This is a genomic window from Butyricicoccus sp. OF10-2 (assembly GCF_003481925.1).
GTDB lineage: Bacteria > Bacillota > Clostridia > Oscillospirales > Butyricicoccaceae > Agathobaculum > Agathobaculum butyriciproducens.
Window position 1 is genome coordinate 34,207 of sequence record NZ_QUMC01000004.1, and the last position, 23,582, is coordinate 57,788.

Below are 23,582 nucleotides of genomic sequence, written 5' to 3' on the forward strand. Positions count from 1 at the left end.
ATGTTACCGGTTGACTACAACCGATAACAAAAGTACTTTGGAAAGGGAATAGAAATTATGTTGGAAACGATCAACTCCGTTATCGCAGCGATATCGGATGTGCTGTATCAGCCGTGGTTTGTGCCGTTGTTGCTGGTAGTCAGCGGCATTTATTTCACGTTCCGCTGCAGGTTCATCCAGATTCGTCTGTTCAGGGACGCGTGCAAGGTCATCATGGAGAAGCCGGAAAGCGAGGGGAGCATTTCCTCGTTCGGCGCACTCATGATCTCCACCGCGTCACGTGTCGGCACGGGCAACATCATCGGTGTATCCACGGCAATCTGCCTCGGCGGACCGGGCGCTATCTTCTGGATGTGGGTAACCGCACTGCTCGGCGGTGCAACCGCCTTCATCGAGTCTACGCTCGCGCAGATTTACAAAAAGCGTGCACCGGACGGCAGCTGCTACGGCGGTCCTGCGTACTACATGCGCGATGCACTCGGCAAGCGCTGGATGGGTGTCATCTTCTCGGTGCTCATCATCCTGATCTACGCAGTCGGCTATAACATGCTGGCAGCGTACAATCTGCAGTCCACATTCTCGGTGTTCAAGTTCTACCATCCGGTTATCACGCCGGCGTTCATCGGCGTCATTCTGGCGTTCCTGTTCGGTGTAATGGTACTCGGCGGCGCAAAGCGTCTGGCAAGCATCACCGAAATCCTTGTTCCGTTCATGGGTATCCTGTATGTACTGGTTTCGCTGCTCATCATCTTCCTGAACATCAGGAATGTACCGGGCATGTTCGCGTCGATCTTCCGCAACGCATTTGACTTCCAGTCCGTGATGGGCGGCTTCTCCGGCAGCTGCATCATGTACGGCGTGAAGCGCGGTCTGTACTCGAATGAAGCAGGTATGGGTTCTGCACCGAATGCAGCCGCAACCGCATCTGTTTCCCATCCGGCCAAGCAGGGTCTGGTGCAGATGCTGTCCGTATTCATCGACACGCTGCTCATCTGTACGGCAACGGCGTTCATGTGTCTGTCCACCAGCGTTGTTCCGACCGAGGAAATCGCCGGTGCGGTTTATGTACAGAATGCTATCGCATCCACGCTCGGTACGGCAGGTCCGGTGTTCCTTGCTGTGGCGATGATGCTGTTCGCGTTCACCACGCTGCTCGGCAACTACTCATACTGCGAGGGCTGTCTGGAGTTCATCCTGCATCGCAACATCAAAAAGCATGAGCTGCTCCTCTTCCGTCTGTTTGCTACGGCCATCGTGTTCATCGGTGCGATTGCAAACGCCGGTCTGGTCTGGGATACTGCGGATATGCTGCAGGGTATGATCGTCGTAGTCAACGTGCCGACTATCCTGATTCTTGGCGGCACGGCAATCAGGTGCTTGAATGATTACGTTGCAAGCCGCAAGCGCGGTGAGAATCCGGTATTTCACGCGAAGAACATTGGCATCAAGGAAGAAACTGATTTCTGGAAATAAGCGCATAAGAAAAGGACTGCTGCACAAGGATAAAACCTGTGCAGCAGTCCTTTTTTGTTATGCGTTTGTGTTCTCCTGCGGCGGATTTGCCGTTAAATCGCGGAAATGCTGCAGGCGTGCCGTCCACAGCGTGGTATCCTGCGGTTCATCCGGCGAGATCGAGAGATTGTTCTTCGTCCAGTCCGCGAGAAACACACTGAATTTCTCCGCACCGACACAGTTGTAATGCAGTGAGTCGTAGAAGTCGTTTTCCGGATCTGCGGCAATCTGCGCGGTGTAGTCGCTGCAATTCAGTGTCGATACACCCTCGCGTCCGTCAAACTGCGCGGTCAGCCTGTTCCAGTCGGCATCGTGCAGACGCTTTGTCGGGGCACGGTACAGTACCAGCTGAATATTGTTCCTGCGGCAGAGCGCGTAAATGTCTTCGAGGGCGTCCATATTGCGCGCCCAGTCCTCGGGGGCAATATCAACCGTTTCGCAGTCGTCCGGACCCTTGTCCGTGCCGCCGGACAGAAAGGTGTAGCCGGCCAGCATATCCTCGGTGTACGGCTGCACGTCCTCGCTCTTGAGGGTCGTCCAGCGGTCGTGATAGAAGTACAGCGGAAACAGCAGTCCCTTGCGGACTTCGGGTTCGGCGTTAAAAAAGGTCGCGTGCAGACGATTGATGCCCCACGGCATCTGACCGATGTTGGTTTTGGTGAAGCCCATGTATTTGTGGAACGCTATACCGGTGCACTCCACGAAAACCGCCTTGGGTGACTGCGTGCGCAGGCTTTCCTTTAAGTAATCCAGCGTCAGCGGAAGCGGCTGCTCGGGTCCGGCCTGCACAAAGGCGGTCAGACCGGAGTTTTTCCAGTACACGGCAGGAACGACATCGCAGTAGGTGACGGACGAGCCGAAGAACAGCACATCGATCGAATCCGTCTGCTCCTGTTCGTACATGCCCCAGACCGAGCCGTAATCATGCTGCTGCGGTGTGAGATAATGGGTCGCACCGGCGAGGATACCGCCGAGCACTGCCGCAGCGGCAAGGAAGGCCGCCAGTTCTCTCTTGAAAATGTGTTTCACGGCGATTCCTCCTTAAAACTGGAAATAGACGAATTCCTGCGGGTTGAATCCGGTGCCGTACGCGCCGCACACGGCCGTCACTGCCAGCAGGATAACCCAGACCGCGTACCGGAGCCAGACGGTCTCCAGCAGCTTTTCCCGCAGCGGGAACCGGTCGCCGATGATGTCGGTCAGCACCAGTCCGATGAGGCTCACGGCAAGCACATGCAGCGCACGCTCGGTCAGACCGAGATGCGTCAGGTTAAGCGGGAAGCATGCGCCTGCCGCCGTCACAATGCGTTTGATAATAGCACACGCCTGCAAAGCGGAATCCGCGCGGAAGAATATCCACGCAAACGTGGAAAGGCCGAAGGTGATAATCACGCGGATGATCTGCAGCCAGCCTGCGTCCCACGGAATGTGCAGTGCAGCGCACAGGCGCTGCTTTGCCGGTGTCAGCAGGCCGCCGATAACCTGGAAAACGCCGAACAGCAGTCCCCAGAGCACATATTTCATGGCGGCACCGTGCCACAGGCCGCTCAGTGCGAACACGATCAGCACGTTGATGTAGGTGCGCGCTTTGCCCTTGCGGCTGCCGCCGAGCGGGAAATATAAGTAGTCGCGGAACCAGGTGGACAAGGAAATGTGCCATCTGTGCCAGAATTCCTTGGAGCTTTGCGCCATGTACGGTGCGTGGAAGTTTTCCATCAGCGTAATGCCGAACAGCCGCGCGGAGCCGATCGCCATATCGGAGTAGGCGGAAAAGTCGCAGTAGATCTGCAGGGCATACGCCACTGCGGCGAACGCCAGCTCCAGACCGGAAAACTGCGCCGGATCAGCGTATGCAGTGTTGACCAGAATCGCCAGATTATCTGCGAGCAGCACCTTCTTGACCGTGCCCTCGATGAGCCGTTCGGCGGCAAAGCGCACATCGTCCGCAGTTGCGCGGCGCGGCTGCTTGATCTGCGGGAGCAGGTTCTTCGAGCGCTCGATCGGGCCGGACAGGATTGCCGGAAAGAAGGTGGTGAACAGCGCAAAATCGAGGAAATTGCGCTCGGCTTCACGACCGCGGTACACGTCGATCATATAGCCGCAGATGACGAACGTGTAGAACGAAATGCCGATCGGCAGAGCAAGCTGAGGCAGACTGAGCTGCACACCGGTGCAGCCGAGCAGCTCTCCGAAAAAGCCGAGGTATTTGAATAACCCGAGTGCGCCGAGGTTGAGCACAAGCACCAGCGTGAGCAGACCGCGCTTACGCTCGGTGCGTTCCAGCTTTTGCGCCGCAAAGAAGTTGAAGGCAACGGTCAGCGCCAGCAACGGCAGAAATTTTACACCGCCGATGGCGTAAAAACAGATGCTCAGCAGCAGAAGAAAGGGTTTCTTGGCCTTCTGTGACAGTGGGTGGTAAATGAGTGCGCCTATCACCAGAAAGACGATATAAGCGAATGAATTTGGTGTCACGTTTATTTCTCTCCGTCCCCAAAATTATTTGTTGTAGCCGGTCACGCCGTTTTTATTCATCCAGGTCAGCTTGACCTGCAGCAAACGGGCGATCGCCGGATTTTCCTGACCGTGCCGGGCTGCATACAGCCGCTGCAGCTCAAGCAGGTCGTTGTAGGTCAAATACGGATAATCCTGACCGGAACAGGTGCCGTCCGGCTTGTAGGAGTAGTTCAGATCACCGTCCGGCTTGTACCACAGCAGTTCGCTCTGCTCAATGCCGCGCACCATGCGGTCAGCGAGGACGGCGTAGCTGTCCTCCTTAACTGCGTCTGCCATCCGGTACAGGAATTCGGCTTCGGCGGCATGATGGTTGAGCGAAGCGTGTGTCGGCGAGGACTCTCCGTTCGGGTGCCAGTAATCCTGCACGAGCCATCCCTCGTCATCGCCGGCCCCGAAGGTGAAATGATGCTGCTCGGCAAAGCTGACGAGAAAATCCGCATACTTACGGGTCTTGTCCAGCCAGCCGGTCACACCGAAGTTTTCGGCTGCGTTGATGTTCGCCAGCCAGAAATCCGTGTTGAAGCGGGTGTCGTAGTAGCCGGGTTCGATGCCGTAATCCGTCTTGAGCCAGGTGCTGCCTGCCTGAGAGGGGATAAAGCCGTACTCGTTCTGCTGCTCGCGCATCAGGTCGATCATCGCCAGACCGATCGCGCGGGAGGCCGGCTGATCGGTGTCGTTTGCCATCTTGCCGGCAATATGTGCCGCCGGAAGCGAGTAGAAATAGTTCTCGTCGAACGGATAGTAGGTCGAAGGTGCGGTATAGTAGTAACCGTTGTAGCACCAGCGGTTGGTGCCGATCAGGCTGTAGTTCGCCCAGCGGCTGAGCATGGATGGGTCGCTCCAGTCGATGAGCGTCTGCTGAGAAGTCAGCAGCAGATAGTCGCTGTAGGTGCCCTGCGTAAGAGCCGCAACCTGCACGGAGAACCGGAAGCCAGAAGCTGTCCGCTCGATCTTCAGCGAGCCGTTTTTGCCCGGGAAATACTCGATCATGCCGTTGTCTCGCGCGGCATAGGTCATCGGCGTGACGAGAATGCTGTCCACGCCGTCCACCCGCAGGAAGTACATGCCGCTCGGCAGCGTGCCCGCAGTGAGCGGCTGCTGTTTCCACGAGGACGCTGCGGTGTCGTACCAGCGAACGGTGCCGGACATGCCCTTCATCTCAAACTGCGCGGCTGTGTGCGCGGGTGCGTCCAGCACGGCGGCAGAGTGTCCCATTTCGACCGCGCAGCCCTGACCGTCCGTGTAACGGCGGGTCGCTCGATGGACTTCGGTCAGGTCCTGTTCGGTCTCGCTGCGCGTCACGTCACCCAGTTTGGTGGTGAAGGCCGTGTAGGAATGGGTCTGCGGCGGCTGCGGCGCATCGGTTTCCCGCTGCTGGTAGGAGACCATCGGTGCAAAACGCTGCAAAATAGTCGCCAGCTGTGCGCGGGAGACTGTGCGCTGCGGAGACAGTGTGGTCGCGGTCGTGCCGGTGATCAGTCCCTCGGCGTTGGCCCACTGCATGGCGGCCTGCGCATACGGATGAATCGAAGAAGCATCCGTGTAGCCGGAGAGCGCGCTTTGTGCCGTCACATCCAGCTTTTTGTATTCGGCAAAGCGGTACAGCATAACGGCGAACTGCTCGCGCGTAAGTGAGGTGCCGGGGCGAAACACCGTGTCGCTGTAACCGGTGATGATGCCGTTGGACACACCCCACTGAACCGCGGTCAGGAAGGACGCATCCTCCGCGACATCCTGAAAGGTAAGCACTGTGTCAGCCGCAGGCGCGTGCGCCATGCGGTACAGCGCCTGCACCAGACAGGCGCGGGTCGCAGGTGCATCTGCAGCAAAGGTATATTCCGAAATGCCGTCCATCAGGTTGGACTGTACGGCGAATTCCATGGCCTGCTCGGCCCAGTGCGGCTTTAGATCGGAATAATCGGCGGCAGCGGCGCCGGTCAGCATCGAAAGACTGAGCATTACGGCCGCCGCGGTATAGCGATGTTTTTTCAAAAGAGTAAACCTCCGTGATTGTTTTCGCGCAGAAAATCATGCGCGTGGTTTATACACTTTCACAATTTATCATTATAACACCGCGGCAGGGCGGGCCGCAATAGCAATTCTTTGCAATATCAGCAGAGAATCACTGCAGATTCTCGATGAGTTTGCGGCAGGTATCGGCGGGCAGGCTGCTGTACAGGTGATAGACGATGTCATCGTGCGTCCAGAGGAGCGTGACCGTGCCGTTTTTCTCGACCATCGTAACCGGACTGCCGTGCAGAGCAAATTCGGTAACGGATGCGTTTTCCGTGTCCACGAGCTTGTGTGCCTCCGAAGTGTCCGTAATCCGGGTGCAGGTCAGGTCGAGAAAATCGGTAGTGCTCTCGTAGGTGACGGTATAGCCGTTAGGTGTGCTGCGCTCATCGGTTTTGTGCATGGTATCCGGCAGACCGGACAGAACCGGCGGTGTGAACGCCTTGCTGTCGGTTTCGGACGGCAGGGCAGACGAAAAACGATAGTCGGTCAGGTCGTTAAACACGCGCACGACAGTATTGATTAGCGATACGCGGTATGCTTCTACGCTCATCGCGCAGCCGAACGAAACCGCAGCGGAAAGCAGCAGAACAGCGGCCGTGCGGCGCGCAAGACGAAGGCTCCGGTTGAACGCCGCAGAGTGCTTTTGCGCACGCATCAGACGGCGCATTTCGCGCCGGAATTTCCGGGAGAACGGTGCTCAGGCAGCGCATCCGGCGTACAGGCTTGCAGCCACAGCTCGCGCGCTTCGGCGGCCTGCGCGGACAGCATATCGTCAGTGATCTTCATTTACGGTTCCTCCATCCCACTCAGCGCTGCGCTGAGTTTTTCCTTGGCACGCTGGATGAGCTTGCGCACGTTCGGCTCGGTTGTATCCAGAATATTCGCGATCTCCGCGTTGGAATAGCCGCAGTCGTACCGCAGAAGCAGTACCGAGCGGTAACGCGGCGGCAGTGCAGCGATAGCGGCCGCCAGAGTGTCGCGCTCGGCGAGACGCTCAATCTCGGCGGCAGGCGCGGCTCCGACATATTCTTCGACAAGCGGCAGGACATTGCGGCGCTGCTTTTCGCGGTACAGGTCGATCGCTTTGTGCTCGGTAATAGTGACGAGCAGCGCACGCGTTTTGTGACACCTCGGTGAAGAAATGGTGTCCAGAATTTCGATGACTTTGAGAAAAGCCTGATGCACCACGTCCTCCGCATCTCTGCTGTTGCGCAGAATGCGGTTTGCGGTGTAGTACATCAGATTTTTGTATTCGCTGTAAAGAATCTCGAACTTGGACTTGTCTGCGTCCGAGTCGATCATTGCCAGATAGAGAAACATTTTTACGCCTTCCTGCCTATTATTTTAGCAGATTATAGCATATTGTGCCTGACGATGCAATCTGAAGAGCGGATTTACAGGCTGCTCTTCTCATGGCGAAAAAATTTCTAGGGCAATACCGCACAATTAAAGCTGCGGCGCTTTGCGGAAATTTCGCGCCCTGACTTTGTTGCGATTTCACGGTAATACATCAAGTATTACCGCAAAACCGCGCCTCGTCAGTACGCAAAATTTACTCGCAAATCGCTCTTGTCCAATTATGCGGTATTGCCCTATTTTTTTGCGGAAGAGTGTCACAAAACCGGAAGGGCATTCGTCTATATAGTATGAGCAGGGCAGGAGAGCCGGAAAGGAGGGATTGCGTGGATAGTGGAAACTGGACTCGATTGATTCACAAACCAGCGTGTTGGCTGCCGTGCCGGCCAATGACGAGATTTGCAGAGAACGCTATCCGACATTTCAAATGGCAAGGCAGGCGGCAGACAGTATAAATGACCAGACATACATAAAGGAGGCGCGTTTCAGTTGAACTATTTTGGGCTGCACCGTGTGGCTGCTCCCGCATGAAAAGGATAGAGCGGCGGACTTGTTGTGGGGACAAATCCGCCGTAAAACGGAAGAGAAAAGTGATACAGTCGCAGACTGAGCTTCTGTGACTGTTTTCGCCTGCTTGCAGAATATACAAAAAATTTTGAAAAAAGTTGTTGACATTTCCGAGGGAATATAATATACTAAACAAGCGCTGTAAAAACGCCTCTGTAGCTCAGTCGGTAGAGCAGGGGACTGAAAATCCCCGTGTCGGTGGTTCGATTCCGCCCGGAGGCACCATTTTTTAATGAGTGCCATTGGCACTCATTAAAAAATAATACCTCCGTGCTGAGGAATCGAGGCCGTAGCCCTCTAACCTCTGAATTGTCGCTTTGCGACATTGGAATGAGAGCAGGCGGCTCTTGGAAATATGCCGGTGGCATATTTCAACCAGCGTGGCTTTTTCCGTAGAAAAAGCGATTCCGCCCGGAGATGTAGCGTCGGAGCGACAAGTAACCCATCTTCGAGTTAAAAATCGCGTTAGCGCGAAAAATCAAATATGCGGCTGTAGCTCATCTGGTAGAGCGCCACCTTGCCAAGGTGGAGGTAGCGAGTTCGAGCCTCGTCAGCCGCTCCAAATCAAAGGGCACCGATGTCATTCGGTGCTTTTCTTTTGCCCGCAGCACACTCGCTTCCTCCACCTTCATAAAATCGGAGGTCGGGGTCCCCGTGAAAGCCTGCGGCTTTTGCGGGGTGTGGATGCGAGTTCGAGCCTCGTCAGCCGCTCCAATTAGAAGCACCGAGTAAAATCGGTGCTTTTGTTTTACCCCAAACCGCCGGCCGCCGCTAATTCTTTGTCGGTTTACTGCTTCATCATGATAATACAATAACCGCTTTGCATGAAATTCCTCTTATCAGAAAATGAAATTTATGAAAAAATACAAAATTCACGTTTGCAGCAGAGAAACAAACGTAAACTGCGAAAGAACGCTTGTGACACCCCGCCAAATATGCTATAATGAGCCTATATTTATTAGGTTTACAGTTTACAGATAAGGAGCTTTCGACGTGAAAAATCGCGAGCAAATTCGTAATTTCTCCATCATTGCACATATTGACCACGGCAAATCTACGCTGGCAGACCGTCTGCTGGAGCAGTGCAAGGCCGTTTCCGTGCGTGAAATGGAGGAGCAGTTACTCGACAATATGGAGCTTGAGCGTGAGCGCGGCATTACCATCAAGGCGCGCGCTGTCCGCATGGAATACACCGCGGACAACGGCAAGACCTACGAAATGAACCTGATCGACACCCCGGGTCATGTGGACTTCAACTATGAGGTTTCACGTTCTCTGGCGGCGTGTGAGGGTGCGCTTCTGGTCGTTGATGCGGCACAGGGTATTGAGGCGCAGACGCTCGGCAACACCTATCTTGCCATCGACGCCGGTCTGGAGGTCGTGCCGGTCATCAACAAGATCGACCTGCCGGCGGCAGACGCGCCGCGCGTCAAGAAGGAGATCGAGGATATCATCGGCATTCCGGCAGAGGACTCGCCCGAAATTTCCGCAAAAATGAATATCAACATTCACGAGGTGCTCGAGCGCATCGTAACCGATATTCCGGCGCCGGAGGGCGATGCGGATGCGCCGCTGCGCGCACTCGTGTTCGACAGCCAGTACGACCCGTACAAGGGCGTTGTCGTTTACATGCGCCTGCTTGACGGTAAGATCTGCCCGGGCATGAAGGTCAAAATGATGGCCACCGGTGCTGAATTTCAGGTACTTGAGTGCGGCTACATGCTGCCGCTTGGTCTGTCTCCGCAGCAGGAGCTGTGTGCGGGTGAGGTTGGCTACTTTACCGCCTCTATTAAAAAGGTGTCCGACACCCGCGTGGGCGATACCGTTACCGGTGTGGAAAATCCGACGCCGGAGGCGCTGCCCGGCTATCGTCCGGCACGTCCGATGGTATTCTGCGGCATTTACACCGAGGACGGCTCCAAGTATCCCGATCTGCGTGACGCACTTGAAAAACTGCAGCTCAATGACGCAGCGCTGTCGTTTGAGCCGGAAAGCTCGGTCGCACTCGGCTTCGGTTTCCGCTGCGGCTTCCTCGGTATGCTGCACATGGAGATCATTCAGGAGCGTCTCGAACGTGAGTTTGACCTCGATCTTGTCACCACCCTGCCGAGTGTTATCTACGAGGTCAGCAAGACTGACGGCACCGTGCAGCGCTGCGACAATCCGCACGACTATCCGAGCCCGGATGTCATCGAGGAGGCCCGCGAGCCGTATGTTAAGGCATCCATCATGACGCCGCAGGAGTTCGTCGGCAATATCATGCCGATGTGTCAGAACCGACGCGGCATCTTCAAGGATATGCAGTATCTGGACTCCAATCTGGTCGAGCTGCACTATGAAATGCCGACCGGTGAGATCATTTATGACTTTTTCGACGCGCTCAAGGCTCGTACCAAGGGTTATGCGTCGCTCGATTATGAATTTATCGACTACCGCAAGAGCGATCTCGTTAAGGTCGATATGCTGCTCAACGGCGATCAGGTGGACGCGCTGTCCTTTATCGCGCACCGCGACAAGGCCTACGGCCGTGCCCGCCGTATCTGCGAAAAGCTGAAGGAAAATATTCCGCGCCAGCTGTTCGAGGTGCCGATTCAGGCAGCCATCGGCGGCAAGGTTATCGCCCGCGAGACGGTCAAGGCGCTCCGCAAGGACGTACTGGCTAAGTGCTACGGCGGTGATATCACGCGCAAGAAGAAGCTGCTCGAAAAGCAGAAGGAAGGCAAGAAGAAGATGCGTGCGCTCGGCACGGTTCAGCTGCCGACCGAGGCTTTTATGGCTGTGCTTAAACTCGATGAGGAAAACTAACGCTGCAACAGGCGGCAAGCTGCTCGGCCTCTACCTGCACATCCCGTTCTGCGTGAAAAAGTGCGCGTACTGCGATTTTTATTCGGTCACGGATGCGTCGCTCAAAGCCGATTACACGGCGGCGCTGATTCGTGATATAAAGGCGTACGGCGAACGCTGTTCCGGTTACACGGTCGATACCGTGTACATCGGCGGCGGTACGCGACCTGCCTTGGCGCAGACTATCTCAGCAGGATTTTACAGGCGGTCGGGGCATGCTTTGCGATTGCGGAAAACGCCGAAATCACGGTGGAATGCAATCCGGAGAGCACATATCAAGCGGTGCTGGAGGCCATGCATAAGCACGGCGTCAACCGGCTCTCGTTTGGCGTGCAGGCGGTGCACGACACCGAGCTCAAACGCATCGGCCGTATCCACGACTTTGCACAGGCACAGGCAGCCGTAGAACTCGCACGGCAGTGTGGCTTTACCAACATCAGCCTTGACTTGATGTACGGCCTGCCAAACCAGACGCAGGCGCAGTTTCTCGACTCGGTAACGCAGTGTTTGACGTTGAATCCGCAGCATTTGTCGTGCTACGGACTCAAACTGGAGCCTGCAACACCGATGGGACGTGAAAATCCGGTTCTGCCGGATGATGATACGCAGGCAGATACCTATCTTGCCATGTGCAGGCTGCTCCGCAGGAACGGCTTCGAGCACTATGAAATATCAAATTTCGCAAAACCGGGTTTTCGTTCCCGGCATAATTTCAAATACTGGGATCTTTCCGACTATCTCGGACTGGGACCGGGTGCCCATTCCTTCCTGAATGGCCGCCGGTTCGCGTTTGCCCGGGATATCAGGGCTTATATCAGCGGTGAGAGCATCCCGCAGGACGAGGAGGAGGTCTCGGACTTCCGGCGGCAGGGCGAATACCTGCTGGTGCGTTTGCGGACCTCGGACGGTGCGGATATGCACGATCTCGAAAACCGATACCATGTCAGCACGGCTCCTTACGAGCAGGTATTCCGCATGCTGGAAAAACACGGTCTTGCCGCTCACGAGGGTACACGGTGGTATCTCACCGAACAGGGCTTTCTGGTTTCCAACAGCATCATCAATACCGTGGTGGAAGCCGGAGAATAATTGAGAACGACGGATTCTCAATTTTCCATTATTCATTTGTTTGTGATAAATTAACATATACGCAAAAATGGAGGAATCAACATGCGCGCAGTAATCACAGTAACAGGCAAGGACCGTACCGGTATCATCGCCAAGATCTCGAACACGCTCTATGAGCATCAGGTCAACATCATCGACATTTCTCAGAATGTAATGGACGATGTATTTGCAATGGTCATGCTGGTAAACATTGATAAGTGCACCGTAGACTTCAACACGCTCATCGACCTGCTTGACAAGGATGGTGAGGAGCTCGGCATGAAGATTCACACCATGCATGAGGACATCTTTGACGCAATGCACAAAATCTGACAAATTGACGGAATCGAGAGCAGGTAACCGATTCTCAACTCTCAATTTTTCAGGAGGTTTAGTTAAATGTCTATGATCAACACGAAAGATATTCTGGAAACCATTAAGATGATCGAGGAGGAGCACCTCGACATTCGTACCATCACGATGGGCATTTCGCTGCGCGACCTTGCGGCGGACGACATTAATGTGCTGGCGGACAAGGTATACGATAAGGTAACGCGCCGTGCGGAAAAGCTGGTTGCCACCGGCGAGCAGATTGAGCGCGAGCTTGGCATCCCGATCATCAACAAGCGTATTTCGGTAACGCCGATCGCCATGGTCGGTGCGACCTCCTCGGCAAACAGCTATGTGCCGCTGGCCAAGGCGCTTGACCGTGCCGCTGCGAGCACCGGCGTTAACTTTGTCGGCGGTTTCTCGGCTCTGGTGCAGAAGGGTTTTGCCAAGGGCGATGAGATCCTGATCAACTCTATTCCGGAGGCAATGGCGGAGACCAATCTGGTCTGCTCGTCGGTCAACGTTGCGTCCACCAAGGCGGGCGTCAATCTGGATGCCATCGGTCTGATGGGCCGCATCATCAAGCAGACCGCAGAACTGACCAAGGACAACGATTCCATGGGCTGCTCCAAACTGGTTGTTTTTGCTAACGCAGTAGACGATAACCCGTTCATGGCCGGTGCGTTCCACGGCATCGGTGAGCCGGAGACCGTTATCAACGTTGGCGTATCCGGTCCGGGCGTTGTGCAGTCCGCAATCCGCCGTGCAGGCGACTGCTCCATCGGTGAGGTTGCCGACGTGATCAAGAAAACTGCGTTCAAAATCACCCGTATGGGTCAGCTGGTTGGCGCACTGGCAAGCCAGCGTCTGGGCGTGCCGTTCGGCATTGTTGACCTGTCTCTCGCACCGACGCCGGCGATCGGTGACTCGGTTGCGCGTATCCTCGAGGAAGTCGGTCTGGAGGTCTGCGGCGGCTGCGGCACGACCGCAATCCTCGCTATGCTGAACGATGCCGTTAAGAAGGGCGGCGTTATGGCATCCTCGAGTGTCGGCGGTCTGTCCGGCGCATTCATTCCGGTTTCCGAGGACGAGGGTATGATTGCGGCGGCTCAGGCAGGCGCACTGACCCTTGAGAAGCTCGAAGCAATGACTGCGGTATGCTCGGTTGGTATCGACATGGTTGCTGTTCCGGGTGACACCACCGCCGAGGTCATCTCCGGCCTGATCGCGGACGAAATCGCAATCGGTGTTGTCAACACCAAGACCACTGCTGTCCGTGTTATCCCGGCCATCGGCAAGGGAGTCGGTGATATGGTCGAGTTCGGCGGCCTGCTTGGCTCGGCTCCGATCATGCCGATCAAGACCGGTTCTCCTGCGAAGTTCATTAACCGCGGAGGTCGTATTCCGGCTCCGATTCAGAGTCTTAAGAACTAACTGCATAAAGCGCATAAAAACAGCTCAGCAATGCCTGAGCTGTTTTTATGCTCTGCCTGTGAGACGAAAAGACGCCCGCTCAAAAATGAGCGGGCGTGAGACTGTCGAAAAACTTCGTTTTTCGAGCAGCCTCTCGCTCGAAACCACGCTTTCGAGCGAATACTGAAGAAAAACCGCGCCCTGCGGGCACATTTTTTCTTCCCTTGTATAAAAAGTCAGGTACACGCCCCGACTTTTTATGAATTTGCTCCGCAAATTCTATTTTATGCGTGCTGCCGCACGAAGCGTAAAAATTAAAATAATACTTTTTTGACAGACTGACGCCCGCTCAAAAATGAGCGGGCGTTTATGGTTTTTACCGATTCTCGTTGCCTTTCTGGCACATGGTAGTGAAAATCACGCCTGCACCGGAGACAACCCCTACGGTTATCCACAGTTTGGATGAGCCGCCGGACAGGTGCTCCTTGAAGCTGTCAGCCGTTGGAATATCGTTCTCTGCAATATCTGTAGCCGAAACCTCGTTGTCCCAGGTTTCACCAGCCGGAATCGGTCCATCAGGAATGTCGATAATGATCGGCTCGTAGGAAACCTCCGGAACATCGGAATCCGGACGGTTTACAGATAAATCGGTCTCATCGTTTGAGATCTCTGAAACGAAAGCAGCGTCCGTCTCCGGAGAATCTTCTGCTGCAAAAGCGCTGATGCTGAGCATATTCAGACTCAGGCTGGCGGTGGTCAGCAGAACCAGAAAACGCTTGCCTTTTCCCTTCATGAGCTCTCCCTCACTTTCGCATGAAATCAGAAGCATAAATTAATGCCGCTTCTTATTATCGAACATAGTTTATCAGACAGCAGATACAGAAAGAGGGTATATTTTGCAAAATGACAGCATTTTCCTAAAAATATTTTATACAAGGCGCTAAAGTGGACAACGGACACGGAAAAAGCCGTTCTGAGGCATAGAACGGCTTTGGAGAAGTTATTCCCACTGCTCCCAAACATCGGCTGGTAGCCGACAGTTGCCTGACGGCCGTTGCGGACAATTGGCGTTTTCATCAGCGTGCCGTCCTCGAGCAGCTTTTCCTTCTTGTCCTCATCGTAGGCGAGGTAGGCAAGCGACGCATAACTCTTGCTTTTCTGGTCGAGCAGGTTGTCCAGTCCGCCGACAGCCTTCAGCACGCTGTCCAGTTCACCCTTGGACATGCCCTTTTGCGCAAGGTCGATCATCTGGAATTTAATGCCGCGCTCCTTGAACCATCGCTGCGCTTTTTTGGTATCAAAACACTTGTTTTTGCCGAAAATCTGAATATTCATGCCGTAATCTCCTTTGCTCTGCTGTTTGCATTATAGCAGAACTGGGAGAGGAAAACAAGGGCAATACCGCATAATTGAACAAGAGCGATTTGCGCAAAGCGCCGCGGCAGCGCGACCGGAGCCTGCGCAAGGAACCGCAGCTTTAATTGTGCGGTGTTGCCCAGATCCTATTGCGGTCGGCGCAGGTGCAAAACGCCGCAGGTGCGTGTGAACGGATACAGCAGCACACAGACAAGTGCGGCGCATCGGCCAACTCACACAGGAGGAGAGGCACTGCGAAGAATACCTCGCCGTGTCGGGCAAAATTGCCGATGGCAGCCAGTCCGGCGGCAGTGAACGCCGGATAGGGGAGCAGGGCAGCGGTGTTAGCTCCAAGCAGCAGCACTGTGCGCAGTAGCAGGAGTGCGAGCAATGCACCACCTGCGCTGAGTCCGCGTGACACGCTTGCGGACAGCCTGGTCTCCGGCAGAGATAACGCCAGTACGACCGATGCCGGCAGCAGGGAGTACAGAATATGCCGGAATTGCGGCAGCAATGCCGCTGTCGGTGCGGAAAAGCTGGCAGGCGTAAGCTGTGTGAATGTCAGCACGCCGGAGAGCAGGAGTACCGTACCGGCAAGCCACGCAATCGGCAGTGCCCACATGGCACAGCGGTTGAGCCCCATTGATGCCATGAGCAGGATGCAGACTGTCAGCAGCACAACTGTGCTGCCGCATGAGCGTCCGGTGAACACGGTCTTCTGCAGGAAAATGCTCATGCGGGCGATGGATGCAAGCAGCGGAAACAGCGAGGTCAGGGCGAGCACCCATTGTGCAGGAGCCGAATGCCGAACACGGTCGGACAGCCTTGCTGCTCCGATACCGGCCAGTGCACAGACCGTACACGCGAGTGCAGCGGCGTACACGCTCTGCCCGTCGGCAGGAAGATACAGTAATTCACTCATCGGCAGCAGGGCAAACAGCGCCGTACACCACCGCGGAAACAGTCGCTCACGCATAGGCACCACCGCCGATCTCACCGTCTAAAAAGCAGTTCAGCCGTTCGTTTTTGAACACTGCCGTACCTGCCGGTGCTGTCTGTCCGAACGCATCCACGCGCAAGGCCGGAAGAATGGCTGTGCCGTCTGCGTGCAGCACATCGGTGACGCGGTACAGCGGCATATCCGGCAGAATACCGTCCTGCGCGGAGCGGTCAAGCAGCTCGCTGAGCGCGTACACCTCGTTGTCGTTCTCCAGCAGCTCGGCGGCAGAGCCGTCCCGCACGACGGCTGCCCGCAAGCTGAGCCGCACATCGTTTTCACGGCAAAGATAGTCCGCCAGCGGAAGAATGCTCTCGGAAACTGCTTCCTCACTTAAAAGCAGCACCTGTGCATGGCTTAAATACAGATCTCCCGGCAGGATACTGCGCAGATTGCGCAGCGCGTCCGTCACATCGGTTCCGGTGGCGGACAGGTAAGCCGGAGCGGCGGTGTCATCCGGCGAGTCCTGCCGCACAACCTCGGCGGTCAGGCAGTACACACCGTTTTTGCAGTCGAGCGCGAGCGCGGATACCGGCGAAACCTCTCTCGCACAGCCGCACAGCAACAGCAGCAGCGGCAGGAATCTGAGCAGCTTCACGGGCGTTCCTCCTTCGACGGGCGTTTGACGGCAAAGCGGTCGCAGCGCATGAAAAACCATGGATAGCGAAGCCAGGTGTCCTCGTGCTCGGCAGAGATGCGCGGCACCAGATTGAGCAGGTACGGTACCGAGCACGAGTGCATGCGGCACAGTGCTGCGAGTGTTAATCCGAGTGCAAGACCAACGCCGTACAGTCCCCAGGAGGCTGCAGCAGCGAGCAGCACGAAGCGAAGCCACAGGGCAGCAGTCTGCAGCTTGGGCACCATCAGACCGGTGACACCCGCGATAGCGACTACGATAACGGTCGGTGCGGCGGCAAATCGCGCGGAAACCGCTGCATCACCGAGCACCAGACCGCCGACAATGCTCATCGTCTGTCCCATGGCACCGGGCGTTCGCGCTCCGGCTTCCTTGAGTGCCTCGAGCACGAACAGCATGAGCAAAATCTCCCAACCGATGGGAAGGGGAACGCCGCGCTGTGCGGCGGAGACAGCGAACAGCAGCCGCGCGGGCACTAATTCTCGGTGATAGAGCATGAGTGCGGCGTACATGGCGGGAAACGTGATCGTGAATACAAATCCGACGACACGCAGGATGCGCGAAAGATTCGCTTGCAGAAAGCTGATATAGTAATCGTCGTTGGACTGAAAGCACTCCTGAAACAGAAACGGCGCTGTGAGCGCTACCGGACTGCCGTCCACGACAACGACGCACCGACCCTCCAGCATACGGGAAGCGGCAACGTCCGGCCGTTCGGTCGTGCCGAGCGTCGGAAACGGCGACCAGCGGTGGTCGCGTATGCGTTCGGCAAGATAGTTGGAGTCGAGCACGCTGTCGATATCGAGCGCGGTCAGACGCGTTTCCAGACGCTCAACCAGACTGTTTTCACACAGTCCGGCGATATAGCACAGGCACACGTTGGTGTTCGTGCGGCTGCCGACGCGCATAAACCGGAATTTCAGCCGAGGGTCATTCACGCGGCGGCGGATGAGCGCCAGATTGGGCATAAAGCACTCGGTGAAGCCCTCTCGCGGGCCGGAAAGCACGCGCTCGTTTTCCGGCTCGGCGGTGCTGCGCTTGTCGAAGCCCTTGGTGTTGACGAGAACCGGACGTGCATCGCCGTCAGTCAGTACAATGGCGTCACCGTAGAGAAAGGCGGCAAATACCTTGTTCATATCGGTTTCCACGCGGCATTCGTCGGCCTGGAGCACAGCGGCGGCGAGTATATCGGCGGAAAGCCGCGGCTGCTCACAGCGCAGGATCGGCCGCACAAGGCTCTGGTTGATGGCAAGGGAATTTACCATGCCGTCAAAGAAAAACAGCGCACAGCGCAGTCCGTTTTGACCGATGGCACGCCGTATGATAAGCGTATCGTCGTTCCGGAACAGCTCCTGCATCATGCGGATGTTTCGTTCCAGATCGGCGGTAAATGTGATCGTTTCCATAGTTTCACCCCAAGTTAGGGTGCGCACTATGATAAAAATTATTCGGAAAGTTATCTTGTAGGGCGGGGTGATCTCATTCCGCCCTACGGTCAAGTGGTCAATTCGGCCGAAAGAACCTCGCCAAATAATCTGATCCCTTTCAGCGCTTCTGTCATCGTATTGCCCGACGAACCTACCTCCACCAAAAACGCGCTGTGCGTTGCATGCTGATTAAAACGCTGGGTCCGCAGATTAAGCGGACGCATGAGCGTCGGATAGGTGCGGTTGAGCCGGTACTGCAGCGATGCTGCACGATTCAGGTTCTCCTGCCAGTCCGGGTGATACAGGCCGCCGTCATCTGTGCCGACTACAAGCATAAGCTGTGCGGTTTCCTCGCCGTTTATCGTGCAGGAGGTCTTGTAGGCGCGGCCGTCATCGGTCAGGATCGAGTCGCGGTGCACATCAATGACGGTTGTGATGGATGGATATTTTGCCAGCGTGTCCTCAACCACGGCAAGTGAGCGGTCATACGCGCCAGTGTACACGGGCGAATCGAAAATTTCGCGGATATGTACGGCCTCAATGCCGTTGTTCTCGAGGACCTTCTGCAGCTCGTCACCGACGCGCACTACATTATAATTGGTATCGGTCGTGCGCTCGGTCTCGGTCGGTGTATACGGAAAAGCGGCATCCGGCGTGTAGCTTTCGCTGCTGTGTGTGTGATAGATAAGCACCTGCGGCCCATCTCCATCAGCGGAAAAATGCTCGTCTGCGGCCAGACAGTCTGCCGCATCCACGTCATACGAGGTCTCGTTGTTGATGGAGACCGTGGCAGCCTTGTCAGCGGCCGACAGCACCGGATTGTCGTTCTCGGTGTCGGACGAGGGCACATAGGTGCTCTCTGCAAGCGGATTTTCCGCCTGCTCATCCCGCGCTGCGGCAGCCGTGCGCGGCGTGTACACCTCAGCGGTATCGTCCGGCGAAACACCGAATTCGAGCGCCATTGCGCGGGTGACAAAGCCGCTGTTGCGAGCCAGACCGGTCAGTGCCTTTTGTGCGATCGGCTCGCCGCCTGCCCGGGAAAAATCAGCAGCGACAGCGCCAGACAGAGGGTGATGACGGCAGGCAGGCGGATGCCGCCTCTCGATCGGAATTTCTGATGTTTACGCCGCTTCATTGCGCCATCCTCCTTGCTGTTTCATGCTATCTATCATACGCCGTACAGCGTGCGAGTATGCCCGAAACCTGTCACGAGAGGTACAGGTCGATATCGGCAACACTGAGGTGCGGATGCAGCGCCATGTTGACTGCATAGCCGATCATGCGGGAGATGTCAGCGACCTCGCGGTCAATATCGCGTGTGGTGATCATCACCGGCTGAGAAAGGTCGTCCAGCGCTTCACAATCAGGCTGCCCAAGCTGACTGCTGATCTCATGTGCGAGCGTTGCGCCGTCCACCACGGTCGGCACACCGACGGCGATAACCGGCACGCCGAGTGTTTCCTTGTTGAGCGCTGCGCGGGCGTTTCCCACGCCGGCCCCCGGCGTAATGCCGGTATCTGCCAGCTGCACCGTACGCAGCAGCCGCGACAGCCGACCGGCGGCAAGCGCATCCACGGCGATGACAGCGGCAGGGCGCACGCGGTCGAGCACACCGCAGATGACCTCGCCGGTCTCGACGCCGGTCTGTCCGAGCACACCCGGAGCCAGTGCGGAAACGGGCCGCCAGTCCGCGAAAATAGCGGGCGACTGCGCGACCAGATGCCGCGTGGCAATGACATGATCGGCGGTCTGCGGACCAATGGCATCGGGGGTTATCATACGGTTGCCCAGTCCGGCGATGAGCACCGGACCGTCATTCGGATGCGGCAGCAGCTCGCGCAGCAGTGTGCTGAGCGCCTTGCAGGCACGCGGAAACGCGTCCTCCTCACGGCGGATGAGTGCATCCAGCTCAAGCGTGAGATAGCGCCCCTGCGGCTTGCCGATCTCGCGGGCGGCATCCTCTGAGAGAATGCGTACCTCGTGTACGGCGAAGCCCTCAAGCATGTGGTCGGACTGCCGGACATGCGGCAGGGCAGCGGCTGTTTTATGGTTTTCAATCGCCTCAACGGCCAGATCGGTGCGGAAAGCCATGCGCAATCCCTCCTTATAAGGATAGTTTTTTTCGAGGAAAAAGTTTTTATGCAGAAAATGAAAAAAACACTTGCTTTTTTTGTGAGAAGATGATAGAATAATATCACTGTTGAATAGAAAACGAAGGAGGTGTTTTCAGAATGCCCAATATTAAGTCTGCAAAGAAGCGCGTTAAGGTTAACTCCGTAAAGGCGCTGAACAACCAGATGGCTAAGAGCGAGCTCAAGACCACTCTGAAGAAGTTTGATGCTGCGATTGCTGGCGGCGATAAGGCTGAAGCAACTGCTGCTTACACGACCGCTGTCAAGGCTGTCGATCAGGCGGCTGCCAAGCACCTCCTGCACAAGAACAATGCGTCCAACAAGAAGAGCAAGATGACTACCAAGCTCAACGGCATGGCGTAAGTTCTGGTATAGAACATCGAAACCGCAAGTTTAACTTGCGGTTTTTCTTTTTGCGTCATTTAGATATTTATCGAAATGTATTGACAAACGCAGAAGATGTGGTATACTGAAAACAATTAGATGGCCATCTAATTAATAGGATAGCGAGAAGGGCGGTGAACGGAATGGACATTACCATTCTGATTTGCGCGATTGCGCTGATTTTAGCGGCAATACTGGTAATCTGGCAGGCAAAAGCGCTTGCAAGGTGCGATTTAATTTGTAAATCCTGCGGCACGAAGCAGAATCTGCCGTGGAAGCGGCTGGTTTTCCGCACGCATGTGGGAAATGACTGGCAGCTATATTGTCCGGTCTGCGGACGCAAAATGTGGTTTGCCGCACGAAAGAGGGGACAGTAATGGGGTTTCAGCAGAGCTTTAAGGCACTTAGCGATCCGGTGCGGCGCGAAATTCTGTCGCTGCTGCAGCGCGGACCGATGGCGGCGGGCGATATTGCGGCGCACTTCGAGGTGTCGGGCGCAACCATTTCGCATCACCTGTCCGTCCTGCGGGATGCGGGTCTGGTGCTGGATGACAAGCAGGGCAAGTACATTTATTATGAGTTGAATATGTCGGTCGTGGATGAGATTCTTGAATGGATCAGCGCCTTGAAAGGAGATGGCAGGAATGAAAAAAATCAGTAGACTGCAGGTGACGGCGTGGGTGCTGTCGCTGCTGCCGGCGGCAATGACAGCCGCGTTTTACAGCAGGCTGCCCGCAGAGATTCCCATGCAGTGGGATCTTGCCGGCCATATGAATTACGAAACCAGATGGCATTTGTGGATCGTGGCCGGGATGGCACCGCTGTTTGCGGTTCTGTTTTACTTTCTGCCGCGGTTTGACCCGAAAAGCAGGAACTACAGCAAGTTTTACGATGTCTATATCGGGTTTCAGATCATGATCGACCTGTTTCTGACCGCAATGTGCGGCATCTGCATTGCGGAAGCACTGCGTCCGGGTACGGTCGATGTGCCGACAGTCGTATGTCTGCTCGTCAGCCTGCTGGTGATGTGCCTCGGCAACATTATGCCGAAGTTTCGCATGAACTGGTACTGCGGACTCAAAACGCCGTGGACGCTGTCGAGCGAAACTGTCTGGACGAAAACGCATCGTGCGGCGGGCCGCATGCTGTTTGCGGCGGGTATTATCGGTGCGGCAGGCTCGTTCGTTCCAAACGAAACTGCAAAGTTTGTGCTGGTGCTTGCGCCAATGGCGGCGGCAACGATTATCCCGACTGTGCTGAGCTGGCGATGGTACCGCGCAGAACAGCAGTGATAGACGAAAAATGGACTTTGAAAGCGCGGTTTGGTGGAAAACCGCGCTTTTCTTGTATAAAAAGGTTAAAATTACAGAATGGTTACAACAAATTTAGTCATATTTTAACTTGTAAAGTGGGGAACAGTGTGCTATAATTTTGAAGCAAGTTTACATAGGTGGGGAATACACCCTATCTATTATAACCACTGGGCAAGGAGAATATTATGAAAAGAACGCGAAAGCTGGTGACCGTTGCGGTGCTGGCGGTTGCGGTGGTCGTAAGCGCGATCACGGCAGCCTATGCACTGAGCGCGAACACCGTGGAGACGTATGCGTATCTTCCTGAACACTCGGTTTACTTTTATGATACAGCAGGAGAGTACGCGTGGGCTTCCAGCGAGGTTGATACGCTTGCCGTTGCAGGCGTGATCAAGGGCGGCGGAACCCATCTGTTTTATCCGGGCAACGCCATTACCCGAGCGGACTTCATCGTTATGCTCGACCGCGCCTATGGCATGAGTGAAGCGCTCGACAACGGTCAGGTCAATTCGAACGGCTCGTTTGTCGATGTGCCGAGCAGCGCCTATTACAGTAAGGCGGTTATCGCGGCGAAAGCCTTCGGCATAGCGGCGGGCACCGCGACCGGTGCGTTTCAGCCGCAGCAGAGCATGACCCGTCAGGACGCAATGGTGTTCCTCAAACGCACGATTGACCGCACGGCGCTCAAGCTGGGCACCGGTTCGGTGAGCAGCTTCTCGGATGCGAGCAGGATTTCCAATTACGCGAAGCCTTCGGTCAGCGCACTGGTCGGTGCTAAGGTGATCGGCGGCTCGAAAGGGAAAATCAATCCGCTTTCCAAGGTAACGCGTGCGGAGATGGCGGTGATGCTCTATCGGGCAACGCATTTGACCGTGCAGGGCAGCGGCGTTGTGTATCAGAGCCGCGGCGATCTGGTCAATCTGTGTATCGGCACGCAGAATTACTGCGATGTTGTGATCGAGAACTATGATCCTTCGGTGACGTATACCGGTCTGATGGAGTATACGGATTTCCGACGAGTCGGCGGCGTTAGCTACGTTTCGCTGAGCGGCAAACGCGCGATCGACCGCACGGTAACGTACACGAACGGCGTGTTCACCTTTGCAGACGGTGAGGGTACAGTGAGCATCCCGGCGGCTGCAGATTGCGTAGCTATCGACGTCAGCCAGCCGTACCATCAGCTGAATGCGCCGACGAGTACCGGCAGTACCTACCGATATTGCTATCCCTCCATCGAGGATGGTGCGGTTACTGCGATTTATTATTCCAAGGTATAACGAAACCACCCTGCTTTCGCAGGGTGGTTTGAGGCTGTCGAAAAACTAACGTTTTCCGAGCAGCCTCTCGCTCGAAACCACGCTTTCGAGCGAATACTGAAGAAAAACCGCGCCCTACGGGCACATTTTTTCTTCCCTTGTATAAATTCCGAGATACATGCTCCCGGAATTTATGAATTTGCTTCGCAAATTCTATTTTATGCGTGCTGCCGCACGAAGCGTAAAAATTAAAATAATACTTTTTTGACAGACTGCAACCATCCTGCTTTCGCAGGGTGGTTTTTCATTGTTAAATGCGTGGGCGGAAACTGGAGAAACGTTACGTTCATTTTTCATTTTCAATTCTCCATTTTCCATAAAAAAGACACCTCCGCTATGCAGAGGTGTCTTTTTTATACAT

24 protein-coding genes, 2 tRNA genes and 1 pseudogene are annotated in these 23,582 nt (G+C 55.6%); 12 read left to right on the forward strand and 15 right to left on the reverse strand.

Features of this window, described 5'->3' with window-relative positions; translation table 11 throughout:
• Nucleotides 1-57 precede the first annotated feature (57 nt).
• Nucleotides 58-1,473: an alanine/glycine:cation symporter family protein gene (locus DXB00_RS03490; protein WP_119214524.1), complete on the forward strand. Its 1,416-nt coding sequence runs from the start codon at nucleotides 58-60 to the stop codon at nucleotides 1,471-1,473.
• 57 nt (nucleotides 1,474-1,530) lie between these two features.
• Here DXB00_RS03490 and DXB00_RS03495 read toward each other — a convergent pair whose 3' ends face one another.
• From DXB00_RS03495 to DXB00_RS03515, 6 genes are all read right to left on the reverse strand, one after another.
• A complete protein-coding gene (locus tag DXB00_RS03495) occupies nucleotides 1,531-2,541 on the reverse strand; it encodes a hypothetical protein (RefSeq protein ID WP_117751613.1) in 1,011 nt (336 codons plus the stop codon).
• Between the two features lie 12 nt (nucleotides 2,542-2,553).
• On the reverse strand, nucleotides 2,554-3,984 hold the full coding sequence (locus tag DXB00_RS03500) for an MBOAT family O-acyltransferase (RefSeq protein ID WP_117751612.1): 1,431 nt from the start codon (nucleotides 3,982-3,984) through the stop codon (nucleotides 2,554-2,556).
• A 24-nt stretch (nucleotides 3,985-4,008) separates the two neighbouring features.
• A complete protein-coding gene (locus DXB00_RS03505; RefSeq protein ID WP_119214525.1) occupies nucleotides 4,009-6,018 on the reverse strand; it encodes an S-layer homology domain-containing protein in 2,010 nt (669 codons plus the stop codon).
• A gap of 130 nt (nucleotides 6,019-6,148) precedes the next feature.
• A complete protein-coding gene (locus tag DXB00_RS03510; protein WP_119214526.1) occupies nucleotides 6,149-6,709 on the reverse strand; it encodes a DUF4367 domain-containing protein in 561 nt (186 codons plus the stop codon).
• Nucleotides 6,697-6,828, reverse strand: a complete 132-nt coding sequence (locus DXB00_RS17630) for a hypothetical protein (protein WP_256372571.1) — start codon at nucleotides 6,826-6,828, stop codon at nucleotides 6,697-6,699. The genes DXB00_RS03510 and DXB00_RS17630 overlap by 13 nt, the downstream gene beginning before the upstream one ends.
• Nucleotides 6,829-7,362 carry an RNA polymerase sigma factor gene (locus DXB00_RS03515; RefSeq protein ID WP_118729612.1) on the reverse strand — a complete coding sequence of 178 codons (534 nt, stop codon included), beginning with the start codon at nucleotides 7,360-7,362 and terminating at the stop codon, nucleotides 6,829-6,831.
• Nucleotides 7,363-8,114: 752 nt separating this feature from the next.
• Here DXB00_RS03515 and DXB00_RS03520 point away from each other — a divergent pair.
• The 6 genes from DXB00_RS03520 (at nucleotide 8,115) to DXB00_RS03545 (ending at nucleotide 13,680) form a co-directional block, all read left to right on the forward strand.
• Nucleotides 8,115-8,190 (forward strand) — tRNA-Phe (locus DXB00_RS03520).
• A 261-nt stretch (nucleotides 8,191-8,451) separates the two neighbouring features.
• Nucleotides 8,452-8,527: transfer RNA gene (locus DXB00_RS03525), tRNA-Gly, on the forward strand.
• Between the two features lie 431 nt (nucleotides 8,528-8,958).
• Nucleotides 8,959-10,770, forward strand: a complete 1,812-nt coding sequence (gene lepA / locus DXB00_RS03530) for a translation elongation factor 4 (RefSeq protein WP_118729613.1) — start codon at nucleotides 8,959-8,961, stop codon at nucleotides 10,768-10,770.
• A 156-nt stretch (nucleotides 10,771-10,926) separates the two neighbouring features.
• Nucleotides 10,927-11,898: a radical SAM family heme chaperone HemW gene (gene hemW / locus DXB00_RS03535; RefSeq protein WP_119214527.1), complete on the forward strand. Its 972-nt coding sequence runs from the start codon at nucleotides 10,927-10,929 to the stop codon at nucleotides 11,896-11,898.
• A gap of 81 nt (nucleotides 11,899-11,979) precedes the next feature.
• A complete protein-coding gene (locus tag DXB00_RS03540; protein WP_118285197.1) occupies nucleotides 11,980-12,249 on the forward strand; it encodes an ACT domain-containing protein in 270 nt (89 codons plus the stop codon).
• Between the two features lie 72 nt (nucleotides 12,250-12,321).
• The gene (locus DXB00_RS03545) at nucleotides 12,322-13,680 is read left to right on the forward strand and encodes a PFL family protein (protein WP_118729621.1); all 1,359 of its coding nucleotides are present in this window, start codon (nucleotides 12,322-12,324) and stop codon (nucleotides 13,678-13,680) included.
• Nucleotides 13,681-14,035: 355 nt separating this feature from the next.
• Here DXB00_RS03545 and DXB00_RS03550 read toward each other — a convergent pair whose 3' ends face one another.
• The 8 genes and pseudogenes from DXB00_RS03550 to gpr all read right to left on the reverse strand — a co-directional run bounded on the left by DXB00_RS03550 (nucleotide 14,036) and on the right by gpr (nucleotide 20,167).
• Nucleotides 14,036-14,452 carry a hypothetical protein gene (locus tag DXB00_RS03550; protein ID WP_118285196.1) on the reverse strand — a complete coding sequence of 139 codons (417 nt, stop codon included), beginning with the start codon at nucleotides 14,450-14,452 and terminating at the stop codon, nucleotides 14,036-14,038.
• A 207-nt stretch (nucleotides 14,453-14,659) separates the two neighbouring features.
• Nucleotides 14,660-14,994: pseudogene (locus tag DXB00_RS03555) on the reverse strand (arsenate reductase family protein).
• A gap of 142 nt (nucleotides 14,995-15,136) precedes the next feature.
• Complete coding sequence (locus DXB00_RS03560) at nucleotides 15,137-15,991, reverse strand: hypothetical protein (RefSeq protein WP_119214529.1); 855 nt, start codon at nucleotides 15,989-15,991, stop codon at nucleotides 15,137-15,139.
• Nucleotides 15,984-16,610 carry a Ger(x)C family spore germination protein gene (locus DXB00_RS03565; RefSeq protein ID WP_117490291.1) on the reverse strand — a complete coding sequence of 209 codons (627 nt, stop codon included), beginning with the start codon at nucleotides 16,608-16,610 and terminating at the stop codon, nucleotides 15,984-15,986. The genes DXB00_RS03560 and DXB00_RS03565 overlap by 8 nt, the downstream gene beginning before the upstream one ends.
• The gene (locus DXB00_RS03570; protein WP_118729615.1) at nucleotides 16,607-18,055 is read right to left on the reverse strand and encodes a spore germination protein; all 1,449 of its coding nucleotides are present in this window, start codon (nucleotides 18,053-18,055) and stop codon (nucleotides 16,607-16,609) included. The genes DXB00_RS03565 and DXB00_RS03570 overlap by 4 nt, the downstream gene beginning before the upstream one ends.
• Nucleotides 18,056-18,144: 89 nt before the next feature.
• A complete protein-coding gene (spoIIP, locus tag DXB00_RS03575) occupies nucleotides 18,145-19,038 on the reverse strand; it encodes a stage II sporulation protein P (protein ID WP_119214530.1) in 894 nt (297 codons plus the stop codon).
• Between the two features lie 38 nt (nucleotides 19,039-19,076).
• Nucleotides 19,077-19,211 carry a hypothetical protein gene (locus tag DXB00_RS17635; RefSeq protein ID WP_305143086.1) on the reverse strand — a complete coding sequence of 45 codons (135 nt, stop codon included), beginning with the start codon at nucleotides 19,209-19,211 and terminating at the stop codon, nucleotides 19,077-19,079.
• A 71-nt stretch (nucleotides 19,212-19,282) separates the two neighbouring features.
• The gene (gene gpr, locus DXB00_RS03580; RefSeq protein WP_119214531.1) at nucleotides 19,283-20,167 is read right to left on the reverse strand and encodes a GPR endopeptidase; all 885 of its coding nucleotides are present in this window, start codon (nucleotides 20,165-20,167) and stop codon (nucleotides 19,283-19,285) included.
• A gap of 140 nt (nucleotides 20,168-20,307) precedes the next feature.
• Here gpr and rpsT point away from each other — a divergent pair, with 140 nt between their 5' ends.
• The 5 genes from rpsT to DXB00_RS03605 all read left to right on the forward strand — a co-directional run bounded on the left by rpsT (nucleotide 20,308) and on the right by DXB00_RS03605 (nucleotide 23,182).
• A complete protein-coding gene (rpsT, locus tag DXB00_RS03585; protein ID WP_110436956.1) occupies nucleotides 20,308-20,571 on the forward strand; it encodes a 30S ribosomal protein S20 in 264 nt (87 codons plus the stop codon).
• A gap of 164 nt (nucleotides 20,572-20,735) precedes the next feature.
• Nucleotides 20,736-20,969: a hypothetical protein gene (locus DXB00_RS03590; RefSeq protein WP_119214532.1), complete on the forward strand. Its 234-nt coding sequence runs from the start codon at nucleotides 20,736-20,738 to the stop codon at nucleotides 20,967-20,969.
• Nucleotides 20,969-21,253, forward strand: a complete 285-nt coding sequence (locus DXB00_RS03595; protein WP_119214533.1) for an autorepressor SdpR family transcription factor — start codon at nucleotides 20,969-20,971, stop codon at nucleotides 21,251-21,253. Before DXB00_RS03590 ends, DXB00_RS03595 begins: the two co-directional genes overlap by 1 nt.
• A complete protein-coding gene (locus tag DXB00_RS03600; RefSeq protein WP_158581249.1) occupies nucleotides 21,237-21,884 on the forward strand; it encodes an SdpI family protein in 648 nt (215 codons plus the stop codon). Before DXB00_RS03595 ends, DXB00_RS03600 begins: the two co-directional genes overlap by 17 nt.
• Before the next feature lie 206 nt (nucleotides 21,885-22,090).
• Nucleotides 22,091-23,182, forward strand: a complete 1,092-nt coding sequence (locus DXB00_RS03605; protein WP_119214535.1) for an S-layer homology domain-containing protein — start codon at nucleotides 22,091-22,093, stop codon at nucleotides 23,180-23,182.
• Nucleotides 23,183-23,374: 192 nt separating this feature from the next.
• Here DXB00_RS03605 and DXB00_RS16260 read toward each other — a convergent pair whose 3' ends face one another.
• Nucleotides 23,375-23,539, reverse strand: coding sequence for a hypothetical protein (locus DXB00_RS16260; protein ID WP_158581250.1), 165 nt, complete (start codon nucleotides 23,537-23,539; stop codon nucleotides 23,375-23,377).
• Between the last annotated feature and the right edge of the window lie 43 nt (nucleotides 23,540-23,582).